Source organism: Prochlorococcus sp. G4PB17 (genome assembly GCF_059772445.1).
This window is the reverse complement of record NZ_CM186288.1, coordinates 1028616-1054259: the sequence shown is the minus strand read 5'-3', so window position 1 is coordinate 1054259 and position 25644 is coordinate 1028616. Positions and strand designations below refer to the sequence as shown.

The 25644-nt window shown below is 35.5% G+C and carries 34 protein-coding genes and 2 pseudogenes; 17 read left to right on the top strand and 19 right to left on the bottom strand.

Going from position 1 to position 25644, the window contains the following annotated elements; all coding sequences use genetic code 11:
* Positions 1-5 precede the first annotated feature (5 nt).
* Genes rpsJ through AC6EJB_RS06370 form a run of 3 tightly spaced genes read left to right on the top strand, consistent with a single transcriptional unit; the run spans position 6 to position 1984 of the window.
* Positions 6-326, top strand: coding sequence for a 30S ribosomal protein S10 (rpsJ, locus tag AC6EJB_RS06380; protein WP_498490516.1), 321 nt, complete (start codon positions 6-8; stop codon positions 324-326).
* 60 nt (positions 327-386) lie between these two features.
* The gene (locus AC6EJB_RS06375; protein ID WP_498490515.1) at positions 387-1049 is read left to right on the top strand and encodes an LON peptidase substrate-binding domain-containing protein; all 663 of its coding nucleotides are present in this window, start codon (positions 387-389) and stop codon (positions 1047-1049) included.
* A 2-nt stretch (positions 1050-1051) separates the two neighbouring features.
* Positions 1052-1984 (top strand): methyltransferase domain-containing protein, encoded by a 933-nt coding sequence (locus AC6EJB_RS06370; protein ID WP_498490514.1) that lies wholly within the window; start codon positions 1052-1054, stop codon positions 1982-1984.
* A gap of 1 nt (position 1985) precedes the next feature.
* On the opposite strand, the gene pheA is transcribed toward AC6EJB_RS06370, so the two are convergent.
* Positions 1986-2816 carry a prephenate dehydratase gene (gene pheA / locus AC6EJB_RS06365; RefSeq protein WP_498490513.1) on the bottom strand — a complete coding sequence of 277 codons (831 nt, stop codon included), beginning with the start codon at positions 2814-2816 and terminating at the stop codon, positions 1986-1988.
* A gap of 56 nt (positions 2817-2872) precedes the next feature.
* On the opposite strand from pheA, the gene AC6EJB_RS06360 reads away from it, so the two are divergent.
* Positions 2873-3385: a DUF1997 domain-containing protein gene (locus AC6EJB_RS06360; RefSeq protein ID WP_498490512.1), complete on the top strand. Its 513-nt coding sequence runs from the start codon at positions 2873-2875 to the stop codon at positions 3383-3385.
* Between the two features lie 14 nt (positions 3386-3399).
* On the opposite strand, the gene AC6EJB_RS06355 is transcribed toward AC6EJB_RS06360, so the two are convergent.
* Positions 3400-3987 (bottom strand): ribonuclease HII, encoded by a 588-nt coding sequence (locus AC6EJB_RS06355; protein ID WP_498490511.1) that lies wholly within the window; start codon positions 3985-3987, stop codon positions 3400-3402.
* A 2-nt stretch (positions 3988-3989) separates the two neighbouring features.
* Entirely contained in the window at positions 3990-5879 is a 1890-nt protein-coding gene (locus tag AC6EJB_RS06350; RefSeq protein WP_498490510.1) for an Rne/Rng family ribonuclease, read from the bottom strand.
* 387 nt (positions 5880-6266) lie between these two features.
* On the opposite strand from AC6EJB_RS06350, the gene AC6EJB_RS06345 reads away from it, so the two are divergent.
* Genes AC6EJB_RS06345 through AC6EJB_RS06335 form a run of 3 tightly spaced genes read left to right on the top strand, consistent with a single transcriptional unit; the run spans position 6267 to position 8757 of the window.
* Positions 6267-7493, top strand: coding sequence for an LL-diaminopimelate aminotransferase (locus tag AC6EJB_RS06345; RefSeq protein WP_498490509.1), 1227 nt, complete (start codon positions 6267-6269; stop codon positions 7491-7493).
* 56 nt (positions 7494-7549) lie between these two features.
* Complete coding sequence (gene clpS / locus AC6EJB_RS06340; RefSeq protein WP_498492979.1) at positions 7550-7861, top strand: ATP-dependent Clp protease adapter ClpS; 312 nt, start codon at positions 7550-7552, stop codon at positions 7859-7861.
* A gap of 44 nt (positions 7862-7905) precedes the next feature.
* Positions 7906-8757 (top strand): CPBP family intramembrane glutamic endopeptidase, encoded by an 852-nt coding sequence (locus tag AC6EJB_RS06335; RefSeq protein WP_498490508.1) that lies wholly within the window; start codon positions 7906-7908, stop codon positions 8755-8757.
* Here AC6EJB_RS06335 and AC6EJB_RS06330 read toward each other — a convergent pair.
* Positions 8679-10292, bottom strand: coding sequence for a photosystem II high light acclimation radical SAM protein (locus tag AC6EJB_RS06330; RefSeq protein ID WP_498490507.1), 1614 nt, complete (start codon positions 10290-10292; stop codon positions 8679-8681). The two genes, AC6EJB_RS06335 and AC6EJB_RS06330, sit on opposite strands and share 79 nt — an antisense overlap.
* A gap of 239 nt (positions 10293-10531) precedes the next feature.
* On the opposite strand from AC6EJB_RS06330, the gene AC6EJB_RS06325 reads away from it, so the two are divergent.
* Positions 10532-11050: an AbrB family transcriptional regulator gene (locus tag AC6EJB_RS06325; RefSeq protein ID WP_498490506.1), complete on the top strand. Its 519-nt coding sequence runs from the start codon at positions 10532-10534 to the stop codon at positions 11048-11050.
* A gap of 27 nt (positions 11051-11077) precedes the next feature.
* On the opposite strand, the gene AC6EJB_RS06320 is transcribed toward AC6EJB_RS06325, so the two are convergent.
* Complete coding sequence (locus tag AC6EJB_RS06320) at positions 11078-11302, bottom strand: hypothetical protein (RefSeq protein WP_498490505.1); 225 nt, start codon at positions 11300-11302, stop codon at positions 11078-11080.
* A gap of 57 nt (positions 11303-11359) precedes the next feature.
* On the bottom strand, positions 11360-11536 hold the full coding sequence (rpsU, locus tag AC6EJB_RS06315; protein ID WP_011295405.1) for a 30S ribosomal protein S21: 177 nt from the start codon (positions 11534-11536) through the stop codon (positions 11360-11362).
* Positions 11537-11733: 197 nt separating this feature from the next.
* On the opposite strand from rpsU, the gene AC6EJB_RS06310 reads away from it, so the two are divergent.
* From AC6EJB_RS06310 to AC6EJB_RS06295, 4 genes are all read left to right on the top strand, one after another.
* Positions 11734-11982, top strand: coding sequence for an RNA recognition motif domain-containing protein (locus AC6EJB_RS06310; RefSeq protein ID WP_498490504.1), 249 nt, complete (start codon positions 11734-11736; stop codon positions 11980-11982).
* Positions 11983-12148: 166 nt separating this feature from the next.
* The gene (locus AC6EJB_RS06305; protein WP_498490503.1) at positions 12149-12421 is read left to right on the top strand and encodes a hypothetical protein; all 273 of its coding nucleotides are present in this window, start codon (positions 12149-12151) and stop codon (positions 12419-12421) included.
* Positions 12422-12643: 222 nt separating this feature from the next.
* The gene (locus AC6EJB_RS06300; RefSeq protein ID WP_498490502.1) at positions 12644-12820 is read left to right on the top strand and encodes a hypothetical protein; all 177 of its coding nucleotides are present in this window, start codon (positions 12644-12646) and stop codon (positions 12818-12820) included.
* A gap of 14 nt (positions 12821-12834) precedes the next feature.
* Complete coding sequence (locus AC6EJB_RS06295; protein ID WP_498490501.1) at positions 12835-13026, top strand: hypothetical protein; 192 nt, start codon at positions 12835-12837, stop codon at positions 13024-13026.
* 74 nt (positions 13027-13100) lie between these two features.
* Here AC6EJB_RS06295 and AC6EJB_RS06290 read toward each other — a convergent pair whose 3' ends face one another.
* Positions 13101-14105, bottom strand: a complete 1005-nt coding sequence (locus AC6EJB_RS06290) for a porin (RefSeq protein ID WP_498490500.1) — start codon at positions 14103-14105, stop codon at positions 13101-13103.
* Between the two features lie 279 nt (positions 14106-14384).
* Positions 14385-14564 carry a DUF8638 family protein gene (locus AC6EJB_RS06285; protein ID WP_498490499.1) on the bottom strand — a complete coding sequence of 60 codons (180 nt, stop codon included), beginning with the start codon at positions 14562-14564 and terminating at the stop codon, positions 14385-14387.
* A gap of 157 nt (positions 14565-14721) precedes the next feature.
* On the opposite strand from AC6EJB_RS06285, the gene AC6EJB_RS06280 reads away from it, so the two are divergent.
* On the top strand, positions 14722-14949 hold the full coding sequence (locus AC6EJB_RS06280; RefSeq protein ID WP_498490498.1) for a DUF1830 domain-containing protein: 228 nt from the start codon (positions 14722-14724) through the stop codon (positions 14947-14949).
* Between the two features lie 24 nt (positions 14950-14973).
* On the opposite strand, the pseudogene AC6EJB_RS06275 reads toward AC6EJB_RS06280, so the two are convergent.
* Positions 14974-15473 (bottom strand): annotated as a pseudogene (locus AC6EJB_RS06275) (amidohydrolase family protein); the annotation flags it as partial.
* 9 nt (positions 15474-15482) lie between these two features.
* Here AC6EJB_RS06275 and AC6EJB_RS06270 point away from each other — a divergent pair.
* A pseudogene (locus AC6EJB_RS06270) lies at positions 15483-15667 on the top strand (DUF8641 family protein).
* 559 nt (positions 15668-16226) lie between these two features.
* Here the strand turns inward: AC6EJB_RS06270 and AC6EJB_RS06265 are convergent.
* From AC6EJB_RS06265 to AC6EJB_RS06230, 8 genes are all read right to left on the bottom strand, one after another.
* Positions 16227-16367 carry a hypothetical protein gene (locus AC6EJB_RS06265; RefSeq protein ID WP_498490497.1) on the bottom strand — a complete coding sequence of 47 codons (141 nt, stop codon included), beginning with the start codon at positions 16365-16367 and terminating at the stop codon, positions 16227-16229.
* A 227-nt stretch (positions 16368-16594) separates the two neighbouring features.
* Complete coding sequence (locus tag AC6EJB_RS06260; protein WP_498490496.1) at positions 16595-17224, bottom strand: 2OG-Fe(II) oxygenase; 630 nt, start codon at positions 17222-17224, stop codon at positions 16595-16597.
* A 150-nt stretch (positions 17225-17374) separates the two neighbouring features.
* Entirely contained in the window at positions 17375-17530 is a 156-nt protein-coding gene (locus tag AC6EJB_RS06255; RefSeq protein ID WP_498490495.1) for a hypothetical protein, read from the bottom strand.
* 127 nt (positions 17531-17657) lie between these two features.
* On the bottom strand, positions 17658-17855 hold the full coding sequence (locus tag AC6EJB_RS06250; protein ID WP_498490494.1) for a hypothetical protein: 198 nt from the start codon (positions 17853-17855) through the stop codon (positions 17658-17660).
* 92 nt (positions 17856-17947) lie between these two features.
* Positions 17948-19021, bottom strand: a complete 1074-nt coding sequence (locus tag AC6EJB_RS06245; protein WP_498490493.1) for a WD40 repeat domain-containing protein — start codon at positions 19019-19021, stop codon at positions 17948-17950.
* Positions 19009-20391: a CobW family GTP-binding protein gene (locus AC6EJB_RS06240; protein ID WP_498490492.1), complete on the bottom strand. Its 1383-nt coding sequence runs from the start codon at positions 20389-20391 to the stop codon at positions 19009-19011. The genes AC6EJB_RS06245 and AC6EJB_RS06240 overlap by 13 nt, the downstream gene beginning before the upstream one ends.
* A gap of 9 nt (positions 20392-20400) precedes the next feature.
* The gene (locus AC6EJB_RS06235) at positions 20401-20718 is read right to left on the bottom strand and encodes a hypothetical protein (RefSeq protein ID WP_498490491.1); all 318 of its coding nucleotides are present in this window, start codon (positions 20716-20718) and stop codon (positions 20401-20403) included.
* A 53-nt stretch (positions 20719-20771) separates the two neighbouring features.
* Complete coding sequence (locus AC6EJB_RS06230; RefSeq protein WP_498490490.1) at positions 20772-22241, bottom strand: metal ABC transporter solute-binding protein, Zn/Mn family; 1470 nt, start codon at positions 22239-22241, stop codon at positions 20772-20774.
* An 89-nt stretch (positions 22242-22330) separates the two neighbouring features.
* Between AC6EJB_RS06230 and AC6EJB_RS06225 the strand changes: the two genes are divergently transcribed.
* Positions 22331-23026, top strand: coding sequence for an ABC transporter ATP-binding protein (locus tag AC6EJB_RS06225; RefSeq protein ID WP_498490489.1), 696 nt, complete (start codon positions 22331-22333; stop codon positions 23024-23026).
* A gap of 23 nt (positions 23027-23049) precedes the next feature.
* On the opposite strand, the gene AC6EJB_RS06220 is transcribed toward AC6EJB_RS06225, so the two are convergent.
* Positions 23050-23454, bottom strand: a complete 405-nt coding sequence (locus AC6EJB_RS06220) for a Fur family transcriptional regulator (protein WP_498490488.1) — start codon at positions 23452-23454, stop codon at positions 23050-23052.
* A 53-nt stretch (positions 23455-23507) separates the two neighbouring features.
* Between AC6EJB_RS06220 and AC6EJB_RS06215 the strand changes: the two genes are divergently transcribed.
* Entirely contained in the window at positions 23508-24293 is a 786-nt protein-coding gene (locus AC6EJB_RS06215; RefSeq protein WP_498490487.1) for a metal ABC transporter permease, read from the top strand.
* A 162-nt stretch (positions 24294-24455) separates the two neighbouring features.
* Positions 24456-25073, top strand: a complete 618-nt coding sequence (locus AC6EJB_RS06210; protein WP_498490486.1) for a hypothetical protein — start codon at positions 24456-24458, stop codon at positions 25071-25073.
* A gap of 122 nt (positions 25074-25195) precedes the next feature.
* On the opposite strand, the gene AC6EJB_RS06205 is transcribed toward AC6EJB_RS06210, so the two are convergent.
* The gene (locus tag AC6EJB_RS06205) at positions 25196-25639 is read right to left on the bottom strand and encodes a DUF3721 domain-containing protein (RefSeq protein ID WP_498490485.1); all 444 of its coding nucleotides are present in this window, start codon (positions 25637-25639) and stop codon (positions 25196-25198) included.
* Positions 25640-25644: the final 5 nt, after the last annotated feature.

Genomic DNA, 25644 nt, shown 5'->3' with positions numbered 1-25644 from the left:
CAACTATGTCAACTTCAATTGCCCAGCAAAAAATACGCATACGCCTTAAGGCTTTTGATAGAAGGATGCTTGATTTATCTTGCGATAAAATTATTGAGACAGCTGACACAACATCTGCATCTGCTATAGGACCTATACCTCTCCCTACAAAAAGAAAAATCTATTGTGTTTTGCGTTCGCCTCATGTTGATAAAGATTCAAGAGAGCATTTTGAAACAAGAACCCATAGACGAATTATTGATATTTATAGCCCTTCAGCAAAGACCATAGATGCTTTAATGAAGCTGGACCTCCCAAGTGGAGTTGATATAGAAGTTAAGCTCTAGTCCTTTTTCTCTCAAACCAGAGATTGATTATCTAGGATATGTTTAATTAGGAATACCCATTTGAGCGAACTTTCAGTTAGGGAGTTACCACTTTTCCCATTGCCTGAGGTTGTGCTTTTTCCTCAGGAGTACTTGCCACTTCATATATTTGAGACTCGTTATAGGGTTATGCTTCAGTCTGTCTTGAAATCGGATAGCCGTTTTGGAGTTGTTAGATGGGATCCTGTCTCAAAGAAAATGGCTGATGTTGGCTGCTGTGCTGAGGTAATTAAGCATCAAACGTCAGAAGATGGTAGAAGTAATATTGTTACTATTGGTCAGCAAAGATTTCGAATACTAGAAATTATTAGTGAGACTCCTTTTATAAATGCTTTAGTTAGTTGGGTTGATGATGAGCAAATTTCAGATCAAACAAAACTTGATGAACTTAAGGACAAGGTTGGTATTGCTCTCAAAGATGTCGTTACTCTCACTTCAAAATTAACTGAATCTGAGAACGCTCTCCCCGATTCTTTGCCAACTATTCCTAGAGAACTGTCTTTTTGGATAGCTGCGCATCTAGGAGGGCCAGTAGCAAGTGAGCAGCAGAACTTACTAGAATTAACAAATACTTTGCATCGATTGGAAAGAGAATACGAACTGCTAGATCATACGAGAAGACAGCTAGCTGCCCGAACTGCTTTAAAAGATACTTTCTCAAACGCTGATCAAGCTAATAATTAATTATGCAATGGATATTAATTATTATTTTTAGTGCTTTTTCTTTATACACTGTAAGTACTATTTGGCTTAAGAAAAGTCGTAAATATGAATCTGTTAGTAGCGTTGCTTCGTCTTATGATTCTTGGACTAATGATCAATTATTAGAAACTCTTTGGGGAGAACATATACATCTTGGCTTTTATGAAAGACCTAGAATAAAAAAAGATTTTAGGAAAGCTAAGATTGATTTTGTCCACGAATTAGTGCATTGGAGTGGTTTGCATAATTTGCCAAAAGGTTCAAGAATACTAGATGTAGGATGCGGAATAGGAGGAAGTTCCAGAATATTATCTGATTATTATGGTTTTGATGTTGTTGGTATTTCAATAAGTCAAGAACAAATAAAAAGAGCGAATGAATTAACAACTAATAAAGATTTTTGTCGCTTTGAAGTAATGAATGCACTTGAATTGGATTTTGAAAAAGGCAGTTTTGATGGGGTTTGGAGCGTTGAAGCTGGGCCCCATATTTTTGATAAACAAAAATTTGCAGATGAGATGCTCAGAGTCCTTAGACCTGGAGGAGTTTTAGCAATTGCAGATTGGAATCAAAGAGATTTAAAAAAGTATCCTTTAAATCTTTTTGAGAAATTTATTATGAATCAATTATTAATTCAATGGACCCATCCTGAATTTTCAAGTATTGAAGGATTTAAAAATAATTTATTAAATAGTACTTATTGTGGAAGTTCAGTAGATACATCGGATTGGACCAAATATACGATCCAATCTTGGAATGAATCTATATATGAGGGTTTTAGAAGGCCATCCTCTATTTTAAAACTAGGCCTAAGATCGATTTTAAAAGGACTTAGGGAAATCCCGACTATATTAATGATGAAATGGGCTTTCTCAAATGGTTTGATGAGATTTGGAGTATTTAAATCAAGAGGATAATCTACTCAATTTCGGATCCGAAGTAACATCCAAAATTAATTATTTGATTGCAAAGAGGAGATAATTCTTCAGTAATTTGTTTATAGTCCTTTTTATTAGAATCATTTAAATCAAGATCTATGAAAAAAATATATTCTCCTAATTCTCTTTTTGAAGGACGAGATTCAATTCTGCTCATATTTAGTCCTAGATTTGCAATGCAATTCAGTGAGTTTAGTAATGCACCAGGACTATTTGATTTCAATGAAAAAGCAATGCTTGCTTTATTTCCATCTGCTTTAATATTATTTTTACTTAGAAGCACAAATCTAGTGCAATTCCCTTCGATATCATTAATAGGATAAGCCAGAATATTTAGCTCTTCGCTTGCATCTTTTGATCCTATTGCAGCCCTAAAAGAGCTACCTTGAACCATCCTTATCGCTTCTGCAGTTGAATTGGTTGGTAAATGAACTGCATTAGGAATATTGTCATTTAGCCACTGGCTGCATTGTGCGATTGCTTGAGGATGGGAAAGGACCTCTGAAATAGTTGATATTGATCCACTACTCATTAATGAATGCTTGATAGGGAGCACCAGTGCTCTATGAATAAATATATTTTTATGCCTCCACAAAGAATCTAATGTTGAGGTAACCCCCCCCTCTACTGAATTTTCAATTGGCACTACGGCAGCTTCGCAAAGATTATTTGCAAGATTATCTATCACAGACCTCAAGCCTTTGCAGGGCAAAAACGATGGTGTGTAGAGTTTTTCCAAGGCTGCAAGGGCTTTTGCGGCCTTCTCAGCGTATGTACCTTTAGGGCCAAGGTAGGCCACTCGAGTTGACATTAGATAAAAAAAATGGGGTAAATGCCGATAAGATCATGCTGAGCAAGCTTTTAATAATGTCTCTTGCCTTTAAAGCACGACAAAAAATTGATCTAGTTGTTCAAGATAATGCGGAGCAACTACCTGATTATCTCTTACAACAGGAAAGAGTTGTTGGTGCAATGCTTGATTCTAAAAAATTGACTCCTTTGGGTCCAGGTAGCTTTAAGTATGAAGTAACAAGTTTTCAAGTTTTTCAACTTCAAATAAATCCTGTCGTATCAATTGGTGTAGAGAATACTGAGGGTAAAATTAGAATGTATGTTACTGATAGTCACTTAGAGGGACTGGGATTCGTTGATGATTTTGAATTAACCTTAGATGCCCTTCTGGAGGCAAAATCATCTGGACTTGAAGGCGAAGCGCTTTTAGGGGTAACAGTTAGCCAACCTCCATTATTGAGATTAATTCCTCCAAAAATGCTTGAATCAACTGGGCAATCAATATTGAATGGAATTTTGCTTGGGATCAAGGCCAGGGTTGGCAAGCAGCTAATTGTTGATTTTAATAATTGGTGTAAAGAAAATTAGTTATAAAATTAAAATTAATTTTTTATCAGTCTGGACAGAAAACTTTTCCGGTGGAGTTTTGTTGCACCTTCTTTGATTAATTGATTTCTATGAACTTCAGTTCCATATCCCTTGTTTCTCTCTAGTTCATAAAGACAATATTTCTGCGCTAGTCGCTTGATTAATTCATCTCTAGCTTCTTTTGCTAAAACGCTGGCAGCAGCAATTGAGGGGTAATAACTTTCTCCTCGAACTTTGGTTTTTTGTTCCCCTGGCCACGATCGAATAGGTAGGGTGCCATCGACAAGAATCAATTCAGGTGTATTAGCTAATTTTTCTAATGCTCTAAGCATTGCCTTTTCAGTAGCCTTTCGTATGCCGATACTATCGATTTCTCTGGCTGAAGCCTGGCCCAGAGACCAAGCTACTGAGTTTTCTTTAATTAGCGGAACTAGATTATTCCTTTGTCGAAAAGTTAATTTTTTACTATCTTTCAATCCTTTGCTTAAGAGTTTCAATTCATTTACTTTGCTTAATATTACGGCCCCTGCAAATACTGGACCAAATAAAGAGCCTTTCCCTACTTCGTCAACTCCTGCAATTAGTGATTTGGTTCCTGTCATCTTTAAGAATTTGCAGATGATCTTCTTCTTTTGCGTCTTGGATCCTCCTCAGTTTCTTTGGTTTCGGTGGTACTAGATTCATTCTTCTCGTTGACTAAAATATTATCGGCGCTAATTGAATCTTTGGCTTCTTCAGTTAAATCTAAATTAGGATTTACTTCTTTTATATTTTCTATATCTCCAGGATTGCTATTTTTGAGATAAACAATATCTTTATTATTTTTTTTGTGAATCTTGTTGGAATTATTTAGTTTAACTTCTTGAGATACTTCAGTTATTTTATTTTCTTCTTCTAACTCTAGCCCATTCCTGATTATATTTACCTTGTAGTTATCAGATAGTGGAGGTTCTTCTAAAAGTAAAATAGGGTCTAAACCCATTTCACTATAAATCATCTCTTCATTTTCGCTCATGATTACATTAATAAGAATATTTTCCTTTTTGTTTTTATTGTCTAATGATATATCATCTGTAATTGTTTGACCGCTTACAGATTTTATATTAATACGAGATGACTTATTTTCTTCATTGATTAAGGTTGTTTCATTATCTTTTATTTTATTTATACTTTTCTTTTTAATATTGTTTTCTTTTGTAGATTCCAGGTCGTTACCTGATATTAAAGTCGAATTGCTTACCCTGGCTTCAGTTGAGTTCGTTGGGCTTATATCTTGAATTGTAATATTGGGTAGATTATTTTGTGATTGAGAATCAGGAGAAGTTTTTCCAAATAATTCATATATATTTTGTCCTTGTCTTTTTCTAGTCAACTCAACAAGTCCTAGTTCTGTAAGTTGAGCAATTTGTGGACGAGCTGAGTCTCCGTTCATGGCAGATATGAAATGTTCTAATAATTGAAGTTGATCTCTTCTTGTATCCATATCAATAAAATCGATGATAATAACTCCGCCTATATTTCTTAATTTTAATTGTCTAGCTATTTCGATTGCTGCTTCACAATTAGTCCATAAAACTGTTTCTCTTGAATTTGCAGAACGTGTAAATGATCCTGAGTTTACATCAATAACTGTTAATGCCTCTGTTGGCTCTATTATGATATATCCACCTGAAGGTAGATCGACCCTTGGTTTTAATGCATCATTAATTGCAGAAATGACTCTATATTTTTCTAATATATTTTGAGAATCGTTGTGTGAATCTATTACTAATTCTTTGCTATCTTTCCCAAGAAAGTTTTTAATACGATTAACTGCATCAGAATTATCTACAACTATTTTGTTAACATTTTGTCCAATATGATCTCTAAGAATTCGATGAATAAAATCTTCATCTCTATTTAAAAGAATTGGAGGGACACAGTTGTCAGATGATTGTAGAATGAGTTCCCATTGTTTTATAAGATTCTCAAGATCATCTATTAAAAACTCTTCAGAAATATCTTCAGCTTCTGTTCTGATTAAAATTCCAGCGCTTGGAGGCTTAACTAGGACTCCTAATGCTCTAAGTCGATTCCTTTCACTTTCTAAGCTTATTCTTCTAGAAATATTTACACCTTGTCCATAAGGTTGAAGTACTAGATATCTACCTGGAAGAGCCAAGTTTCCAGTTAACCTTGGTCCTTTTGTTCCAGTGGGCTCTTTTATTACTTGAACTAAAACCTTTTGTCTTGGTTCTAGTAACTCGGTTATTCCTGCATTAGCTTTTTTTAATCTCAGCGGACCTAAATCATTTACATGGATAAAACCATTTTTTTCACTTTCTCCAATATTGACAAAAGCTGCATCTATTCCAGGTAAAACATTTTCAACTGTTCCTAAAAAAACATCTCCGATTTGGTAGCTACCTTGAGCCACAATTAATTCATCTATTCTCTCATCAGTGAGCAGAGCGGCAATTCGCAAATGCTCAGCAATGACAATTTGCTGGGGCATATATAATGTTGAGCTTTTTCAAGCTATTAAAATTGATTAGCAGAAAAACTGCTTATTGCAAGGTTAGAAATTTCTTAACGCCAAACAAACTTAAAGGATTTTGATTATTGTTCAGAATGTGAATTAAATATAATCCGGTTAGATTACCGGAGGAGCCAGAGTTTGATCTAGATGACCCTTTAAGAATAACTGACGTTAATTAAGAACATTAAGGGCGGAAACCCTTTTGCATAGTTCTAAAATTATATTAACACAGTAACTCGTTATTACTCATTGCTTTAAGTCTTAAGTCCTTTCTAAAAATTAGCTCTTAATTTTTGAATCGAATACCTATGCAGATTTAAGGTGCTTGGGGATTATCCTTAAATAAATTCAAAAGATTTTTAAGTGGTACAAATTAATGCCAATTACCTGAAGTTAAAAGCAGGTTATCTTTTTCCCGAGATTTCTAGAAGAATTAAAGACTTTAGTTCAAAGAATCCCGGAGCTGATTTAATCCGATTAGGAATTGGCGATGTCACGGAGCCTCTGCCTTTAGCTTGCCGCGAAGCAATGAAGGTAGCTATTGAAGAGATGGGCACAGAGGAAGGGTTTAGAGGATATGGCCCAGAGCAAGGATATCAATGGCTTCGAGAGTGTATTTCTGAAAATGATTATTTAGCTAGAGGTTGTGAGATTTCAGCAGAAGAAATATTTGTTTCCGATGGTTCAAAATGCGATAGCAGTAATATTTTAGATATCCTCTGCAAGGAAAACAGAATAGCCGTAACTGATCCAGTCTATCCCGTATACGTCGACACCAATGTAATGACTGGTAGAACAGGAGAGATTAATTCGATAGGAGAATATCAAGGTTTATGCTACATACCTATTAATTCAGAAAATGACTTTGTAGCAGAGATTCCACAAGAAAAATTTGATTTAATTTACTTATGTTTTCCTAATAATCCAACTGGAGCAGTAGCAAGTAAGGAACAATTAGCATCTTGGGTGCAATATGCAAAGAAAAATAATTCTTTGATTCTTTTTGATGCTGCTTATGAGGCTTTTATTAAAGATGAATCTATTCCACATTCAATTTATGAAATTGAGGGAGCAAAAGATTGTGCCATTGAGTTTCGTTCGTTTTCAAAAAATGCAGGTTTTACCGGAGTAAGATGTGCTTTTACTGTCATTCCTAAGTCTTTAAAAGGTAAAGCAGGTGACATAGATGTTGATATCTGGTCTTTATGGAATCGTCGTCAAAGTACTAAATTCAATGGAGTAAGTTATGTAGTTCAGAGAGGGGCTGAGGCTGTTTATTCCCAAGAAGGGAAAAGCCAAATCAAAAGATTAGTAAATTTTTATATGGATAATGCTCATATTATTAAATCAAATCTGACTTCTGCTGGATTTGAAGTCTTTGGTGCTGTCAATGCGCCTTATGCATGGATAAAAACACCGAAAAACATGGGCTCTTGGGATTTCTTTGATTTCTTGCTCGAAAACGCCAATGTGGTCGGTACTCCAGGAAGTGGCTTTGGTGCTGCAGGAGAGGGTTATTTTAGATTATCAGCCTTCAACAGTAGAGAAAATGTCGAAAAAGCTATGCAAAGGATCGTAAATTCTCAATGACCATTCTCATGTTAAGTTCCTCTTTTAAAAGTGCTATTAATCCTGGCAGTTTAATTATGGTTGATTCTTTAAATCAAACAGATGGAGATACTGCTGTTATTGATCGCGAGGTTCAGCGAGTAAGAAAAGTGTCTCCTAAATATAAGGTTCTACTTCATAATGATCCTGTGAACACTATGGAATATGTTGTAGCAACTTTAAGGCAGGTAGTCCCTCAACTAAGTGAACAGGATGCTTTGAATATTATGTTAGAAACACATAATAGCGGTGTAGGACTTGTTATAGTTTGCGACTTGGAACCTGCTGAATTTTATTCAGAGTCTTTAAAGGCAAAAGGTTTAACAAGTACTATAGAATTAGAAAGCTGAAAACATTAATTAACAATTTTTGGTATGGATGGTTGCATCAAAAAATGCAATGGATTCCAACATTTACTTTGTTTTTATTTCTATACCCTGCTGGATGGCTTTTAGCTAAATTTACGTATCTTTTTAAAGGAGACATTAGCTCAAATGAGTTAAGTATTATAGGTACAATAATAACATTCTTTTTGTTTTTATTTATTCTTCCTAGTTGGGGAAAAATAAGATGGAAGACTAATAATTTATGGTTTTATTTAGGATTAGATATGACAAACAAATCTAGAGCTATCAAAGTATTCTTTGATGGGTTTACATTTTCATTTTTTCTTTTATTGATTTTTTGTCTATTTATATATGTAAATGGTTGGATTGATGGTTTTAATTATATAAAAATTGGTACGCTTTTAAATGCAATATTTCTGATAGCTGGCATTGTTTTGGCCGAGGAGATAATTTTTCGTGGATGGTTAATGGAGGAAATGATACTTTTATTTGGCTTACGAAGAGGAATTATTTTGCAATCTGCAATTTTTAGTCTTGCTCATTATAGATCAGATATTAGCCTGATAGCTTTAATTCCTTTCCTTACTGGCCTTTTTCTTTTTGGACTAGTTCTAACTTTAAGACGTACTATTGATAAAGGTTCTTTATTGGGTTGCATCGGCTTTCATGGAGGGTTGGTAGGAATTTGGTATCTTTTTGATTCTGGAATGATTATTTTTTCTCCTAATACTCCTTATTATTTACTTGGACCAAGCAAATATATGGTAAATCCAATAGGAAGTGTTATTGGGATAATAATTTTATTAATCACTTTGTTTGCTCAAAGAAAGCTTTTCGCAAGCACTGGACGATTTTTAGCCTCTACAGTTAACGCCTCATTTAATGATGAAACTCCATAATCTCTTTCTAGTAAATTCATAACTGTTCTACCAAAATCATTTGGATTAGTATCAAACGCTTCTAAACAAATTCTTCCAAACTCTTTGCCCATTGGTTCAGGATTCCAAAGTAGTTTTCTGGCTGTCCAAGGCATTAAACTCATAGGGTTATAACCAGGTTTTAATAAACCATTTTTCAGTCCATAATCTTCTAATAATGTGTGAGGCTGAAGTCCTATAAAAAATATAGAAGGCTCAACAATATCAGCCCCGAAAATTCTTTCTAATTCTCTATGGTAAGCGACTGTTTGTCTTATTGTTTCTGGACGCTCGTCTATAACATTGAATGAATAATTTACTGATACTTGGTCTTTAAAACCAGCTTTTGATAAAAGCTCGCAATTTTTCAAAACGGTTTTTAAATTGTATCCCATTCTCATTTTTCTAACAAGTTCTTGGGAACCAGAAGTTATTCCAATTTCGAAATAACTCATTCCTGTTTTAACCATTAATTTAGCTAATTCTTCATCTAAATTGTCAGCCCTAATGTATGCTGCCCAATGAATATCATTTAACCCTTCTTCATAGATTGCATTAAGTATATCTTTAGCATTTTGGATATGTCCTCTTGAGGGTATGAATTGGGCATCGGTAAACCAAAAGCCTCGAACGCCTAGTTTGTATAGTTGTTTGATTTCTTTAACAACTTCACTTACAGGGTTAATTCTTACTTTTTTACCTTCAATTACGGTATAAATGCAATAACAACAATTATGAGGACAACCCCTCTTAGTTTGTACTCCAATATAGAAATCTCCACCATCTAAATACCATTTAAATTCTGGCCAGATAGATTCTATATAACTATAATCGCATGCAGTTTTAATTATATTATTTGGTTTTTCATGAATTAGCTTTTCTCTAGGTGATTCACCTACAACAAAACATCTTTCATCTTCAATTGACTCACATTTTATTAATTTTTCTATTAATAGCTCTCCTTCTCCTAATGAAATAATAGTACCTTTTGGAAGTGATTTTTTTAATTGATTATAAAAAACACTGACTGCACCTCCACCCAAAATAGCAGTTGCATTTTGATTAAATCTCTTTGCGTATTTTAATCCCTTCCTAATTAATCTTTGGTTTCTCCATATTTCTCCATAATGACTTTTCATGAGTTGAAAACCACCTAAAGCACCTCTTATCTTTTTTAGAGGATTTCGTGCATAAAAAACTTCAAATGAATTTTGTAATGGGTTTCCTCCTCTTCCATCTACAGGAGCATAAATTTGTATATCTCTCCATGAGAAAACTATTAGAGTTGGTTTGAAGTTCTTTATGTTATTTATTAATATTCTTTCGACATCTAAGATTGGTAAAGACGCTAAATCTACAATTAATTGTTGAATTTCTGGGAAACATTTATGAACATGATCAGCCAAATAAATTGGTCCAATTGGAAAAATTGGATTACAAGGCAGCCTGACATACAAGACCTTAACCTCAGCTTTCGGTCCAAGAAATTTACATTCCAAAGTCGAATTTGCTTTCATCAGAGCATCTATTACTAACAAAAATAATCATTCAGGGTTAAACACTAACAATTTGTTGACCTTTTTGATTGAAAATTGGATTAATAGTTAAAAGGAGGAAATCTAAATGTATTTCAAATGTGGTCAAAACATAGTTGTGGAGATAATTTTTGTGTTTTTCTTCAAAATATAAAAAAATTGATTTAATTCAAATACTAAAAATAGAGCAAACTAAAGATATTAGAACTAACGCTTGAATTATGAATTTTTCAATGACTTTGATCATATATTTACTTAGTGGAGCTGCTCTAGGAAGTTTGATGCTTCTTAGCGGTATACCTGCCGCACCCCTTCTTGGCTCAATTTTGGCGGCGGGATGTTTAAGTATCAGTGGTCAATTTGAACCGGCACAATGGCCTATTGGGACAAAAACTTTGCTTGGCATTGGTGTAGGAACTGTTATTGGTACGGGTATTAATCGAGATACTCTTTCAGAGCTGCAAACTCTTTGGAAGCCAGCCATCTTGATCACGATAACCCTGATTTTGACTGGTCTCTTCGTTGGATTCCTAGTGGTCCGATTGTTTGGTATTGATCCTTTGATAGCTTTACTCGGCTCTGCTCCTGGAGGAACTCTTGGGATGAGCCTGGTAGGCGCTGAGCTTGGAGTAGGAGCCGCAGTGGCAGCAATTCATGCATTTAGATTGGTAACTGTTTTATTAATTACTCCTGCAGTTGTTAAGTACTTAGCTCCCTTTGTTGGAATTAAAGTCAGTTAGAAATTTAAAAAACGGTAATGCTTTTTTCTATAAAATTTTCCAGACTGAGTTTTTAGGTATCTCAGGACCTTTGTATTTATCCAATGGCTCTGTAGTCCTTATTCGCCATTCAGGAACACGACATTGAACGTAAGCTGTGCTTTGAATAAGAATACCTGGATTTTCATCTTTTTTATATTTAAAACCTCCCTTCCATGATCCTCCTCCTTTAAGTGAACCTTTAAACCAAACCCAACAATTTTCTTTTTCCATTAAAAACTCTATAAGAGTAATGAATAATTTGAATTATTTTTGCTGATTGAATTTTAGTTATCTTCTTCTACTTCTGCGTCTTTGTTGTAATTTGCGCTTATATTTTTCAACTGGAGTTTCATGATGCCTAAGACGCTTTAATTCACCAAAGATGCCAGCTTTGGAAACCTGACGCTTAAAACGGCGAAGTGCTGATTCAATGCCTTCGTTTTCTCCAACAGTTACTTGTGTCAAAAAGATAAAAAATTAAGTCAGTTAATTTTACAGGACGATAAAGCAAATTTTTGTTTTATCCTTTTTGGGTGATAAAGATCTAGAATATTTTTTGAATTATCCAAATAGCTTTCCTCAAGTTTTGGCTTGATCAGCCAAATAATTGAGGTTTATTCCTTTTCGGACCATTCATTATTACTTCTTAGGTCCGTTATCCAATGACTATTTACATCGGGAATCTCTCATTTGATGCTGAAATAGAAGATATTGTCGGGGTTTTTAGCAGTTATGGAGAAGTCACTAATTGTAAATTGCCTTTAGAAAGAGAAACTGGTAGAAAAAGAGGTTTTGCGTTTGTTGATATGGGCGATGAATCACAAGAACAAAAAGCGATCGATGATCTTCAAGATGTTGAATGGATGGGTAGAGCAATTAGAGTTACAAAAGCTAGACCAAAAAACTCATAGTTGCATAAGTTCTAGTTTCTGCTTTTTCGCTATCAACCTGTCAGGGAAAAGATTAATGATATTTGTTGAAATTTTAATTAATTTTAGATTTCAGTCTATTAGCTCTTTAAGCATTTTCTCAAATTAATGCTGTAATGATTACCAGTTAAGAGAAATGCTTTTTTTAATGCTTTACTCAACAATCCCATTTTCAACAATCACATTTGGTGGATTTAATCCCTTGGCTGCTATTGCAGGTTTAGTGATCTTTTTTCAAATTTCTCAGATTTACTATTATGGATTACCAGAGAACGAACCAAAAGTTGAGCTCTCTGCATCTGGCTCTTATCGATACCTTCAAAAACAATTTATTGGCGTTCAAATAGTAACCGCTCTTATTGCTGCTTCGGTTATGCTTGCTGGCCCTGATAAAATATTTTTCCCATTTAAATATTTTTAAGAATTTTTTAGATACAATTTGTTTTAAAAAAGGCAGCTAAATAAGCTGCCTTTTTATATATCTGATATTTAACTACAAATAATAAAAAATTAATTGAAGAACTTTATGTAAATAATTAATTTTATTCGAGTAGTTTGCAAAGTTTGGAAATCATCATTTTGTTCATGATGGACATCAATCTACTAAATTAATAGATTTAATAATTTAGTTATATCATTTATCATGGAATCTAATCAGAGTAAAGTTGATAATTCTCATCATGAATTTAATAAAAATGAAAAGCTTATTAATTTTGAAAATCTTAATTACTTATATCCTAATGGACATCGTGTTACCAACCAAATGAAGTGGTTCAAAGGCAGTAGAGATAGAGGTTTAAGTTCTGATATGGCTGCATAATCAATCAAATTAAAGTGAATTATTTAGTAAAAGAAAATGAAAAAACTACAAAAAATAATGAAATCAACCCTGATCCTTATGAGGATGTGATGAGATTAGAGGAACTTGATCCATATGAGGCTCTAATAAAATCAAGACGCTTAATGAAAAAACAAATAAATATATTGGACCATAAAGTTATAATAGTTATTTCAAATATTAAATAATTTTTTGTATTTATCAATAAAAAACCTCCTAATTAATAGGAGGTTTTTTATTAGGAGTTAACTAAATTTTGATTCTAGAAGCTAAATGCAGTTTCAACAACAACGCCTGTGTCGTCATCACCAGTACTTGTATCTTCAACAGTGAAGAAACCAGGAGTAAGTGTAACGTTGTCGTTCAATGAATAAGTGTAAGAAACTTCAAATCCAGTTGAATCTAAAGAATCACTACCATCAACATCAGTTGAGTTGTAAGCAGCACTTAATGTTCCTGGACCAACTTGGTAATCAACACCAAAGAACAAGTCAGTTGCATCAGCACCTGTTTCTGGATCTGTTGTATCATAAGCTACGCTGAATGTTGCATCAATTGATTCTGGGCTGTAGTAGATACCGCCACCGAATGTGTCATATCCGGCTGTTCCGCCTTCACCGTCGTTAGAAGCGATTACAAGACCGCCACCAAAGCCGTCGCCGTTATAGCCAAGTGTGAAAGTTGAAACATCATCACCATCATCAGCACCGATTCCTACTGTAGAAGAAGCACCACCAACAGAAACGAAACTTACAGAAGCAACTACGCCGTTGTCATTAGAGTAAGCAACACCAACTCCAGGACCAGTTTCGTTACCAGCTAAAGAGTAAGGCATAGCGCCTAGTCTGAAAGCGTCTGAATAAGCAGAAGTTGTTGCTGCAACAACATCATCCTGATCAACCAAGGGTCCAACAGTTACTGAAAGATCACCAACTGGGAAATTGTAGAAAAGAGATTGAACATTGAGGTCACCTGTCTCAGCACTATCCATGCTTGCAAGTGGACCACTAGCATTACCAGAAACAATACCTGCAGAGAATAAGTCTTCGCCTGTGAAACTAGAGTTCAAGTCAAGGCTGTATGCATACTGCATATAAAGCTCTTCTTCTGCATCTGATGTTCCGCCATCTGCAACTGAACCAGTTGTGAAAACCGCAGAACCAGAAAGAGTTGTTGTTGATGCAAATGCAGTGTCTGCATTTGCTGCGACTGGAGCCATTAGGCCCAAAGCTGCAGGAGCTACTAATAAACGTGAAAAAAGCTTCATAGTGTCCTCACACAAAATAAGAGCATTTTATTTTTATAATATCGGTGGTAATTTGACGTATTAATAAATACATAATTAACAACTATTTTGTATTTATGAATACATTTTTAGATTATCCCGGGTTTTTAATTAAATAATTTATAAATGAATGCTTAATGGAATATTTATTTAATTATCCTTAGATAAGTTGTGTAAGATTATAAAAAGTGTGGGTGATTGATTGAGCTTCTGTGCTTATTTTTGATTATTTATTTTAATAATGAAACTTAAAAGAAATAATTAGTCATTATCTATTGAGCTTGCTTCAGGGCCAAGAGCAGAGTTAATCCAACTTGATATAACTACAGATACGCTGGATAATTTACTAAGAAAAATTCTTTCTTCTAATGTAACTAATTGATTATTTTCTATTCGATTTAGTATATTTTTGACTCGGATCCCTGTATTAGATGAAATCATAAATCTTTATTTTATTTATAACCTAAGAATTTTAGTGCAGTCGTTTAGCTTGGACGATTTTATAAATTTTTTATAATCCACGCTCCTTTTTTTTGTATAAAAAATTACAAATATTTTTTGATATCTTTGTTTTAATTCCGAAAAATATTTAAAAGTTATGGTCGATTTCTCCTATAGGAACATTACTTCAAGCTTGGTCATATTGAAATGCATTGGTCCTGATAGATTTTTTCTAGAAAGAGCTATTTCCCCTCAAGAAGTTTTTTCATCAATGGCACCAGAAGGATCACAATTAGAGATTTGGGGTATCCAATCCTATGGGCCACATCTAGAGCAACGTCTAAGAGTATCTGCTGCTAATTCAGATGATCCAATTGCAGTTTAATTACTTTACCTGAATCATAATTAATCAAAGTAATAGATATCTATGTGAAAGTGGTAGTGATTCTGCAGGTTCACAAGTTAATAACTCTCCGTTCGCGAAAACCTCATATGTTTGGGGATCAACTTCTATCTCTGGCCTCTCCTGATTGAGTTTCATTGATTGTTTGGATATCTTTCTTGTGTTTTAACGGCAGCATATGATCGATTTAATTTAAGAAGATCAGGTACACCAGCGTCAATTGCAGACTCACTCAAGAAAGTGAGGCATATAGGATTTATTGCCTTACCAAAGGAAGAAAACATTGGACGTCCATGAACTGGTTGTGGAGTAGGAATGGATGCATTTGTATCTCCCATTTGAGCCCATGCAATAGATCCTCCTTTGACTACTAAGTCAGGCTTGATTCCAAAAAATCCTGGTTTCCAAAGTACAAAGTCTGCTAGTTTGCCAACTTCTATAGAACCAACATGACGGTTAATTCCATGAGCTATTGCGAGATTAATAGTTACTTTTGAGAGTACTTTACTAGTGGATTGTTTTTATTATCTCATGGCCTTTTGGTTTTAGATCACCTAGGAGTTGGAGCAGCTCTTCATGGGATAGGTGAGGTCTTTTTTGCTCCTTGGGCTATTAAGCAGAAAGCATGGGATTTGGTATTTATAGTTTTTTTATTTGGAGCATTTATCTTTGGGGGACTTTGAAACTAGGATTTAATTAATAAATTTATTTTTTATCTTTAAAATTAGAGAGGGAGGTCATAACCCTTCCCAGTATTGCTAACCTCCCTACAGAAAACATTGGAACGGGTTTTCTGATAAAACAGTTATAAGTAATTTAGTTGAGTAAGTTAAGACTTAATTGATACAAAATCAAAAATCTATCAATAATTAGAGTAAGTTTATTTTATTTACTTAATGCTTGATTGGAAATAATCTTTTTTCGTTAAACTTTTTTTAACTCGTGCATACCTTCTATTTGTTGATAAATAGATTGAAGTTTATTGCAAATATGCTCAGTATTTTCTACTTTGTATAATCTAAGTAGCCTTTGTTCTATTTGCTCTTTGCAGTCTAAGAAGACATGGCAATCTATTGTCCCTGGCTCGTATTGCATGTTGAACTTGAAAGAGAATATTTTTAAGACATTAATTAAATTAAATCTGTAATTATTGATTCACTATTTAAAGAAATATCTTATTGTTTATTTAAAAATAAGATAGTAAAAATATATAATTTTAAATTATATTTAACTAGAGGAAATAAATTTTTTTAACCTTTTCAACCCATTTCAGCTTTCATAGCTTCGTGGATTCTCTTACTCATGATTTCATGACCACAATATTGCAAGTGCACCTCTTGTGATCCTTTAGCAGATTTAGTTTGAGTGTACTTAAGTCCTCTGTAAGTAAGTTCAGTCATTAAAATAGATGTTATCGTTCAAGTCCCCGTTCCATGGCTTGAATCTAACTGCGACTCTAGTAGAGCTGAACGTTTATAAATAATACACAATACATTCTCAATCTGTTGATGTTTCTTCAAAAATTATTATCAATCTATATCTGAACTCTCGGTTAAAGAATTTAGAGACAATAAGATTGAATATTCCTAATGAGAGGTCTTATTAAATGAATGAAATAAGTAATTAACTATCTAGCCAGTCTAGAAATGTATGAATCTCGTGAACCGGCATTGATCCATCCGGTCGCAATTGTTTTTGAATGAGTCTTATTGATTCGACCTCTATGAATATGTGTAAGACCAGCGGGAAAAATAACTAGTTTTCCTCGTTCCGCTGTTTCATGATATTCCTGCCAGTGAAATTCTGTTCCTCCTGAATCGACATCATTGCAATACAGAATCCAAGCTAAGACTCTATGAACTGGTTCGGTCGCTTCTTCGCTAATAGTCCAGTCACAGTGCCATTTTTTAAAACCTTCCCCAGGAGCATAACGTTGTAAGTTGAAAATGGGGTTAACAAAGAGAGATTTTTCTGGAGCACATTCGCTAAAAAGTGGCCGTTCTTGAAGGTATTTTTGAACACCAGCGTTTACTCCTCTAATTATCACTTCAGACAAAGCAAATGATTCTGGATCAGTTCGATCTATAGCTACAAGGCTGATATCAGTGGAGATTTTTGCAGGATCTGAGTCATTATTTGCCCCATTACTGAAGGCGATTCCATTGCGATGCAAGTCTGTACGACGATCGAAAAACGACATCACACCATCTGCAACAGATTCAAAGCCTTTATTTCTATAGCTAGCTATTAAATTCATAGAAATTTTTTCTTTAAGTTTTTGATTTCTGGATAATTTAAATCACCTGAAAATACCATTTCAATAAAAATTTAAACAGACTTTTTACCTCGTGTTTGACTAGCAGGTATGTTTAATTTAGATGAAGTTGTTTTAATTAAAAAAGAATAATTAAGCGGCAGTTTTTTCTTTCAGAGACCTTAAATATCTCTTGCGTTGACCGCTACCTTCTACTTCAAAATGCCAAGTAGGTTGTTTGTTGTCGGTTTTTTTTAAGTTAACGCCAGGATTGCTAGTGCTGAACTTCTTCTTAATCGGTGTATTCATGCGTATATTAAAGCACATTCTCTAATTCTTCATGGTTCGGTCGTTACTTTTTCCTCTCGTAAATAGTTAATAAAAAAGAGGCCCATTTGGACCCCTCTTGAAAATTCAAAACAATTTTGACTTTTACTTAGGCAATCCCGCGATTTTTATACGGGTCATCCCTGAAAGGCTGTGCTTCAAAACTTGGAGGTGAGTTCTCTTGATAAGGATGAAATAGAGCATTTCCCATTGAAATGAGTAATTCTTGAAGCCAAAGAATTGTTTTTTTCATGGAGTCCTCTGGTGGAATATAACCAGATATAAGTTGTGTGGAATATTTATGCATCAGTAAAAACTCCTTTTGTTGAATTTTTAATTTTCTATGCAATGGCAATCCAGCAGCTCTCGAGTATCTATTGTAAATAAGAAATGTTGACCTTATCCGAATCCTTGAGGTGGCGTTTTTGTCCGAACCTTAAACTCCCAAACTCTAATTCCTCCGTTTGCATTTATTGCAGCCAAGGCAGTGTCATCAGGATGCCAAGCGATTTGGCTTACAAGGTCACCTGCAAATGCACCACCAACTGGATCACCCTGCCCATCTTTTTGTAGAAACCAAGAAAAAACTGAACCATCGCGCGCGCCAGAAGCTAAAAGCATTCCGCTATGTGAGAAAGCAAGGCATGAAATGGGTTCCGTATGAAGCATTAACTCTCCTGGCACAGTGCCCTCAGGACCATCGCCTTGAAAACTCCAAACTGTCACTCGATCACTACCCCCGGTAGCAAGGACTGTGCCGGTTTGATCAAAAGCTAGGTGGCTTGGTTTCCCTGGGTAGCCAGTCATCTCTGAATCTTGATCAGTTGAACGACGCCAGAAATGAACAGAATTATCCTGACTGCCGCATGCCACTATGTCTCCATCTGGACTAAGCACCATGGATACCAGTGAGCCTCGCCACTCCAGCTTTTGATTAATCTTGTCGCTTACTACATCAAAAAAAGTTACTTGGCCATAGCATGCTGTTGCTAATTCATTTGAACTAGACCAAGAAATAGCGCTGACAGTGCTGGGATGCTCACCTGATCGCCAATGTTCTTGACCTTTTTCATCAAAAACATATACGTATTTAGTAAAAACTACTGCTAAAAATTTTCCGTCTGGGGACCACTTGATGTGCTCAACCCATCCTTTCCCAAGTTCTAAGTCTTTAGTTGGCTTACCCTCTTGGCTTTCCCAGATATATACATGTCCATCCTGGCCAGCAGTTGCAAAAGTGTTTCCATCTGGATGAATAGACATTGCTAGTAAGCCACCTTTATGGATATCTTTTATTTGCCAAATGAGCTTTCCAGAATTCCCCTCAAATGCGTAAAGCCCACCAGCGACATCACCTACTAAAAAAGTTTTACCTTTTAGTGCCCAGCCGCAGACAATCGCGTAGTCGTCAGCTTGAGCAGACCAACCTTCATGAAGCATTCCCTTGGGACTAAATGCTTCTATACCAGACATTTATTAAACTCTTTTCTCATTTCTGCTTCATCAAGATTTCTACCGATAAAGACGAGTTGGTTACGCCGAGTTTCATTGCCCCATTCTTTATCAGGTTGAGCTGTGAAGAGCATATGTACTCCTTGAAAAACTATTCGCCTAGACTCTCCCGCATAACTAATGAATCCCTTTGTGCGAAATATATCTATACCTTTTTCTGATAGGAGCCTACTTAACCATTTATTGAGTTTTTCTGGATCTACATCGCCTACTCGCTCGATAGCAAATGAACCAACTTCGTCATCGTGTTCGTGTTCTGCTACCCAAACCCTCTCAGTTATTGGAGTGATTAAGGAAACGTCTTGATCATTATTTTTATCGTCAGCAATTGAGGGTTTTATCTTAGTTATTTTTAAATTGAATTCCTCGGCTGTATGTTGGGTGAATAGACCTATCTCTCTTGCCTTGTCAACCTCTATTAGGAAAGACTTAGTCCCTTCGGATTGAAGTTGAAGGCTCACATGTTTGCCGACTGGAATTATATCACCGGGATTCATAGGTTGTTCTTGTTCGGCGTAGAGTCTCACGCATGACTCAGCACCTGTATTGAGAGCTGTCTCGTCTTTACCTTGGTCTGACAAAAGGACGAGTGACATTACGGGATCAGGACCTTCTTCGAGCGTAAGTTCATAGCGACCTTTTTCAAGTGAAAACACACCTGTCCACTCAAATGGATATTCTGGTTCAAGAAAAGTTGGACGACGCTTAAGTACTTGATCTAGATCAAAAGCACTAAGATTTAGCACAGTGTCAATTGAGACGTCTGCTTGTTTACTTCGTATTACACGAGCCATACGATTCATATCGCGTAGACGTGCCTCCAAATTATCAAGTGACTCGTCTGTAACTAGGTCAGTCTTATTTAGGACAAGGACATCAGCAAAGGCAACTTGCTCCGAACTCTCATCACTACGACCAAGTTGTTGCTCTATATGGGCTGCATCAACAAGTGTGACTATGCCATCAAGTGAAAACTCCTCACGGATTTCATCGTCCATAAAAAATGTCTGAGCTACAGGACCAGGATCAGCAAGGCCAGTAGTTTCAACTAATACATAGTCAAATTTGTCTCTCCTCTTCATGAGGTTTCCAAGTACACGAATAAGATCTCCCCGAACGGTGCAGCAGATGCAGCCATTAGACATCTCGAAGACCTCTTCATCAGCATTGATGACTAATCCCTGATCAATGCCAACTTCACCATATTCATTCTCAATAACAGCTATTTTTTTACCGTGCTCTTCGCTCAGGATTCGATTGAGTAGGGTTGTTTTGCCAGATCCTAGAAAACCAGTCAGTATTGTAACCGGTACTTTTTGCGTGTTGCTCATTTTCTTTAATTAACGATGCGAACAATGAGTGCTATCAAGAGCAATATCAGTTAGCCAATTCTTTTGGATACCCAACAATTCAAGTGATTTTAATTCAAAGTCATCAAACTCACGATAATTGTAAGGAACTTTTAGTCTTACTGTAAGCTTGCTATTCTCTTTTTTCAGCGAATGATTTGTAAATTGAAGTACTTTTAGATTGTCATCAAAATCAGTTGCGACAGTAAGTTTTAATATCTTATCTTTATCCCATGGTGGTTTATCCATGAAACTTACCTGGTCTTCCCAGTGTTGTTTGTAAACTTTATATCCTTTAGTTGGAAACATTTTTTTCCATACCTTCAACATTTAAAAATTAGACTGGATTGTATCTGTAAAAGTTAAGGATTAATTAAAGAATTCCATTTCCCCTCAAGTTCATCGCCCTCTTGCTCATCACATTCTCCACCAAGTGAATTAACAATTGTGCAGGTGTTATGTACAGCAACTGAAACAGTATTCCCTGTTGGCATTAGACCGTCAACATAGATTTGAGTTGATGCGATAGGAGTGGAAGTTTGTCTACTGATGTTTCTCAATAGCTTTGAAGGAGGCTTTTGCTCAGCGAATAAAACTTTCACGTTTTCTTCTTTAAGCTCAGCTAATACAGTTGAAATAGTTTGAGGCCTAAGGCTGGATGAATCACCAAGAAAATCTAGTAGGCTCATGGTCTTCAATCCAAATGCATCTCCATAATATTCCATGGATTTGTGCTTAGAAACCATCGTCCTTTGATCAGAGGGAATAGTAGCTATTTGTTCTTGAGTCCATTGATCTAGATCTTCCAAAATGGAATTTACAGATTGAGTTTTTTCTTTTAAAACTTTTTTAGTTTCAGTATCAAAGAATGAAATCTTCTTATTGATATTTTTAGAAATTACATTTCCCATCTTGATGATGTTATGTGGATCATGCCAGATATGAGGATCTAAGCCTCCATGGTCATGGTGATGATGATCTCCTTCATCTGGTACTTGGGCAATCGGTTCAACTTCGTCGCCTGAAACATCTTTAAAGAAATGTTCATCGGCTTCAAACTCAAACGGCATATGCTCAGTAAAGAAAGCGTATTTACCAGATTTTTTTATTTCTACAGTAAATGTTGTGATGTCTTTCTTTTCATTAAATGTAAGAAGGTAGGCTTTGTCCTGCGCAATAAGTTTGTCATTATTGCGCAGGACTTCTGAATTTTTGGATCCTAATAATTCTTTAGCAAGCTCTTCTGATGCTTCAATATCACCAGACTTAAGAATAACCATTTTCATCGCAGGATCAGCATAGTCTCCATCAACTTTGGCGAAAGACCATTTGTAGACTCCTGCGGAAAGATCAAAAACACCAGCCCATTCAAAAGCTCCCTCTTCATGGGCATCGCCATGATCATCATGCTTAGCAGCTGAATGATCGTCATGATCATCGTGGTCGTCATGATCGTCTATTTCTATTGCACTTACTCCAACGACAACAGTTAAGGGATTATCTAACCATTTTTTAATTGCAGGGGTCATCTCTGAACCAAGAGTAAATACTTGATTCGCACTTTTTAGTGTTTGAGCTTGCCTTGGAGTGATCTTGACATCATGAACATCTTGATTTCTGTCAATTAAGCAGGTTACGGGCGTAGAGGCTGGTGCAATCGCAGATACAATATCGCAAACCAATGGCTCTACTGCAACAATTGATTTTGTATTTGCTTGCGCTGTCTGATTGATTCCAGAAAATAAAAATGCTCCAGCAACAAGAGAACTTTTGAGAACTGTTTTATTGATTATGGGTTTAACCTTTTTGGACTGATTTGAAAAATTCAACATTAAAAATACAAAGCGTATCTAAAACGATAATCATTTTCATTTAGTCTTGGCAAGTATATTATGTTTCTTGTCAGCAAATCCTCTAATTGATGCCTAGCTTGATTGCTGAAAATTTGACATATTCTTATTCAAGTAAAATTAAACCTGCTTTAAGCAAGGTTTCTCTTAAGCTTGAGCAAGGTACTTTGACTGCTCTTGTTGGTCCGAATGGTGCTGGTAAGTCCACATTATTAAGCTTGCTGCAAGGGAGTAGTAAACCGGATGAAGGGGAAATTACTGTTGATGGGAAACCATTGCGAAATAATCGATCTCAAGTGGCTTTAATGCCTCAGAGGGGGAAGCTCAATTGGAATTTTCCAATTACTGTTGAAGGATTAGTTTCTTTGGGTCGAGTCAATCATTCGAAATCGACTTGTTGTGAATTAGAAGCGGCTCTTCAACGTGTTGGAATATCTCATTTAGCGAAAAGGAGACTTGATGCTTTGTCTGGTGGACAGCAACAAAGAGCATTACTTGCAAAAACATTAATGAATCCAGCCAAAATTTTTCTTCTTGATGAACCTTGCTCCGCCTTTGATCCTCCGGCTAAAGAAGATTTCCTGCTAATCATTCGTCAGCTAGCTGATTCAGGATTCACGGTTTTTGTTAGTAGTCACGACTGGGGAACATCTTTAAATGCCTATGACAAGGTTGTTGTTTTAGATAAAATTATTTTGGCTTCTGGTAGCCCTCAGGAAGTTCAAGAAAAACTTAGTTCAATTAATTATTTGAGATGGAAGTTATAGGTTCGATTCATATTCAAATACTCTTATCCAGCATTCAATTGCTGAGAGCAAGTTTGGCAGAGACCAAAGTACTCAAGAGTATGAAACAAAAGCTCAAAGTTTTTAGAAGTGTTTTTCGACAGATCCATCGTTTTGACCGGACATTCCTTCAAGCGTGTGGTTGCTCCACAGCTTACGCAAGTTAAATGATGAATATCTCTTTCCACGGGCGCATAAAGAACCTCACCGTTGGGAAGATGTCTGGAACGAATCAAACCTTGCTTTACTAGTGCTTGCAGGTTTCGATAGACCGTGGTCAGTCCCATCGCCTTTTCACCATTATGAAGTTGTCTATGCAGCTCTTGCCCACTCAATTCATCAGTACAGTTCTTGAGTTCATTGAGAAGTTGTTGTTGCCGTTTAGTGATTTCAGGCTTGCTTGTACTCATTAGCAAGATCTTAACTTGATCTCTTTAACTGACCATACTGAATCATTAGCTTAATGTCTTTTTTCAATACAAATTGGTGGATAATTCCTCTTTTGATAACTTCCTTTTCAGGAATACTTTGCCCTGCCATGGGAACTGTATTGATCACTCACAAAAGGCTTCTTCAAGTTAATTTAATTTCGCATTGTGTGCTGCCAGGTCTTGCTTTGGCTATGGCGCTTGGTTTAGATCCTTCTATTGGTGGTGTCATCAGCGGCTTGGTAGGAGCTATTGCAGCAGAAAGTTTGACAAATAAAAAAAATCAAAATTATGAAACAGTTATGAATACAATTCTTGCAGGTTCCATGGGCCTAGGTGTTTTGCTTATACCTCTACTAGGAATCAGGATTGATTTGGAGGCTGTTTTATTTGGAGATTTATTAACTGCAAATTTGAGTGATCTGCTAAGAACTTTGACCGCTTTCTCGGTATTTATTTGCTTGATGCTTTTTGGTTACGACAAGCTTGTTCATATTGGTCTTGATTCAGAAGGAGCTGCTTCAATTGGAGTTAATGTATCTTTTTTAAATTTGGCTCTTGGCTTTACTACGGCACTTGTCATTGTGAGCTCAATGTCTGCAGTGGGAGTCATTCTCGTGATTGCTTTACTTTCAACTCCAACTTTGTTGGGGTTACAGAAAGCAAGATCTCTATGGATTGCAATGGTTCGATCCTCCATATTTGGATTGATTTTATCTTTGATAGGCTTTTCGCTAGCTATGATTCTGAATTTGCCTCCTGGACCATTGATTAGTGTGCTTTGTGTGATTTCATTGATATTGCTACCAAATAATAAATAGATTTATTTTTACTTTTATTTCTTTTATGAAAAACTTTATCGAGTGATTAAAAGATATATATAGGTTTTTAAAGATCAAGAAATCTGAAAATAGTAACGATATGGTTTTGAATTCAATAAAATCAGATTAATTGGTTATTTCCACCCTTTCATTGATTAACTCATGAAGAGAACCCAACTCAATGTAAGTATTGATCCAAAACTCTTAGAGAAGATTAAGGAGACTGCCAGAATCTCAGGAAAGTCATTGGTTGCTTTTGTTTCCGATTGCTTTATTAATCAAATAGAAAACCTTCCTGTTGAATCGATAGAGTCTCGATTCCAATCGATTGAACACAGACTTCAATTAATAGAGAAGAAAATTGAATTATCAGTTCTTCAAACTCGAAAAACTCCAGCTTTTACATCTCAGGAACTACATAATTTTAATGAATTTATCAAGGCTGTTTTTAAAAAAGAGTTAAAAAGGAAGGGATATAAATCAATAAAAGAAGCATGGAATGATTTTATAAATCACATAAACTGTTTTGATCAATGGGATGACAGATGTTCTTTCAGACTTAAAGAGTCTCTTTTTTTTGAACATGGGGACCCATTAACAAGCGATGAAATTAATCAACTTAAAGAGGGAGAAATATGTCCTCAACCAATTCGAACAGGGATAATTAATTGGATAAATAATTCAGATAGAGGTCAATGTTGTTGTTCAGTTAGGAATTTCCCCTCACAGAAACAAATTTGCGAAAAGGGTTCAATTCTAGTCGAAGATATATATTCCTAGAGAAATTTACATCAGTTCTCGACGTTAATGAACCCTTTAGTTGTATTTAAAATTCAATAAATTGTTTTAGTGTCTTCCCAATTAGTTAATACAAAAACTATCAATTATTTAAACTTTAAAGATTAGTCTGGATTGAAATGCGTCGCGCAAGGCATCCATAACTTCCCCATTTTATGGATGCCAACGCAATCGAGTTTTTTGGCTTCGATTTCTGCCTGAGATTTAGTTGGATAAGCATATATATTTTTTGAGGAAGGAGAATGTGAACGGTTTATTGACTCCTGAATAGCATTATTTTCCGGACTCCATACCTTTAGACCCATAGTTGTTATTCCTGCTGAAAATATACCCATTCCTACTATTGAGGCATTAACGACTCCCATAGCCACTACGCCTATAGAAACGACACCCATGGGAACAATCCCAATGCTAATAATTCCCATGGGAACAATACCAATGGATATAAATCCTAGTGGTGCTATCCCAAATGCAATTTTTTTTGGTTTACTGCCGCAATGAGAAGGACCTTCGGAATTGTTCTGATCGGTACTATTTGAATTTGTCATTATCT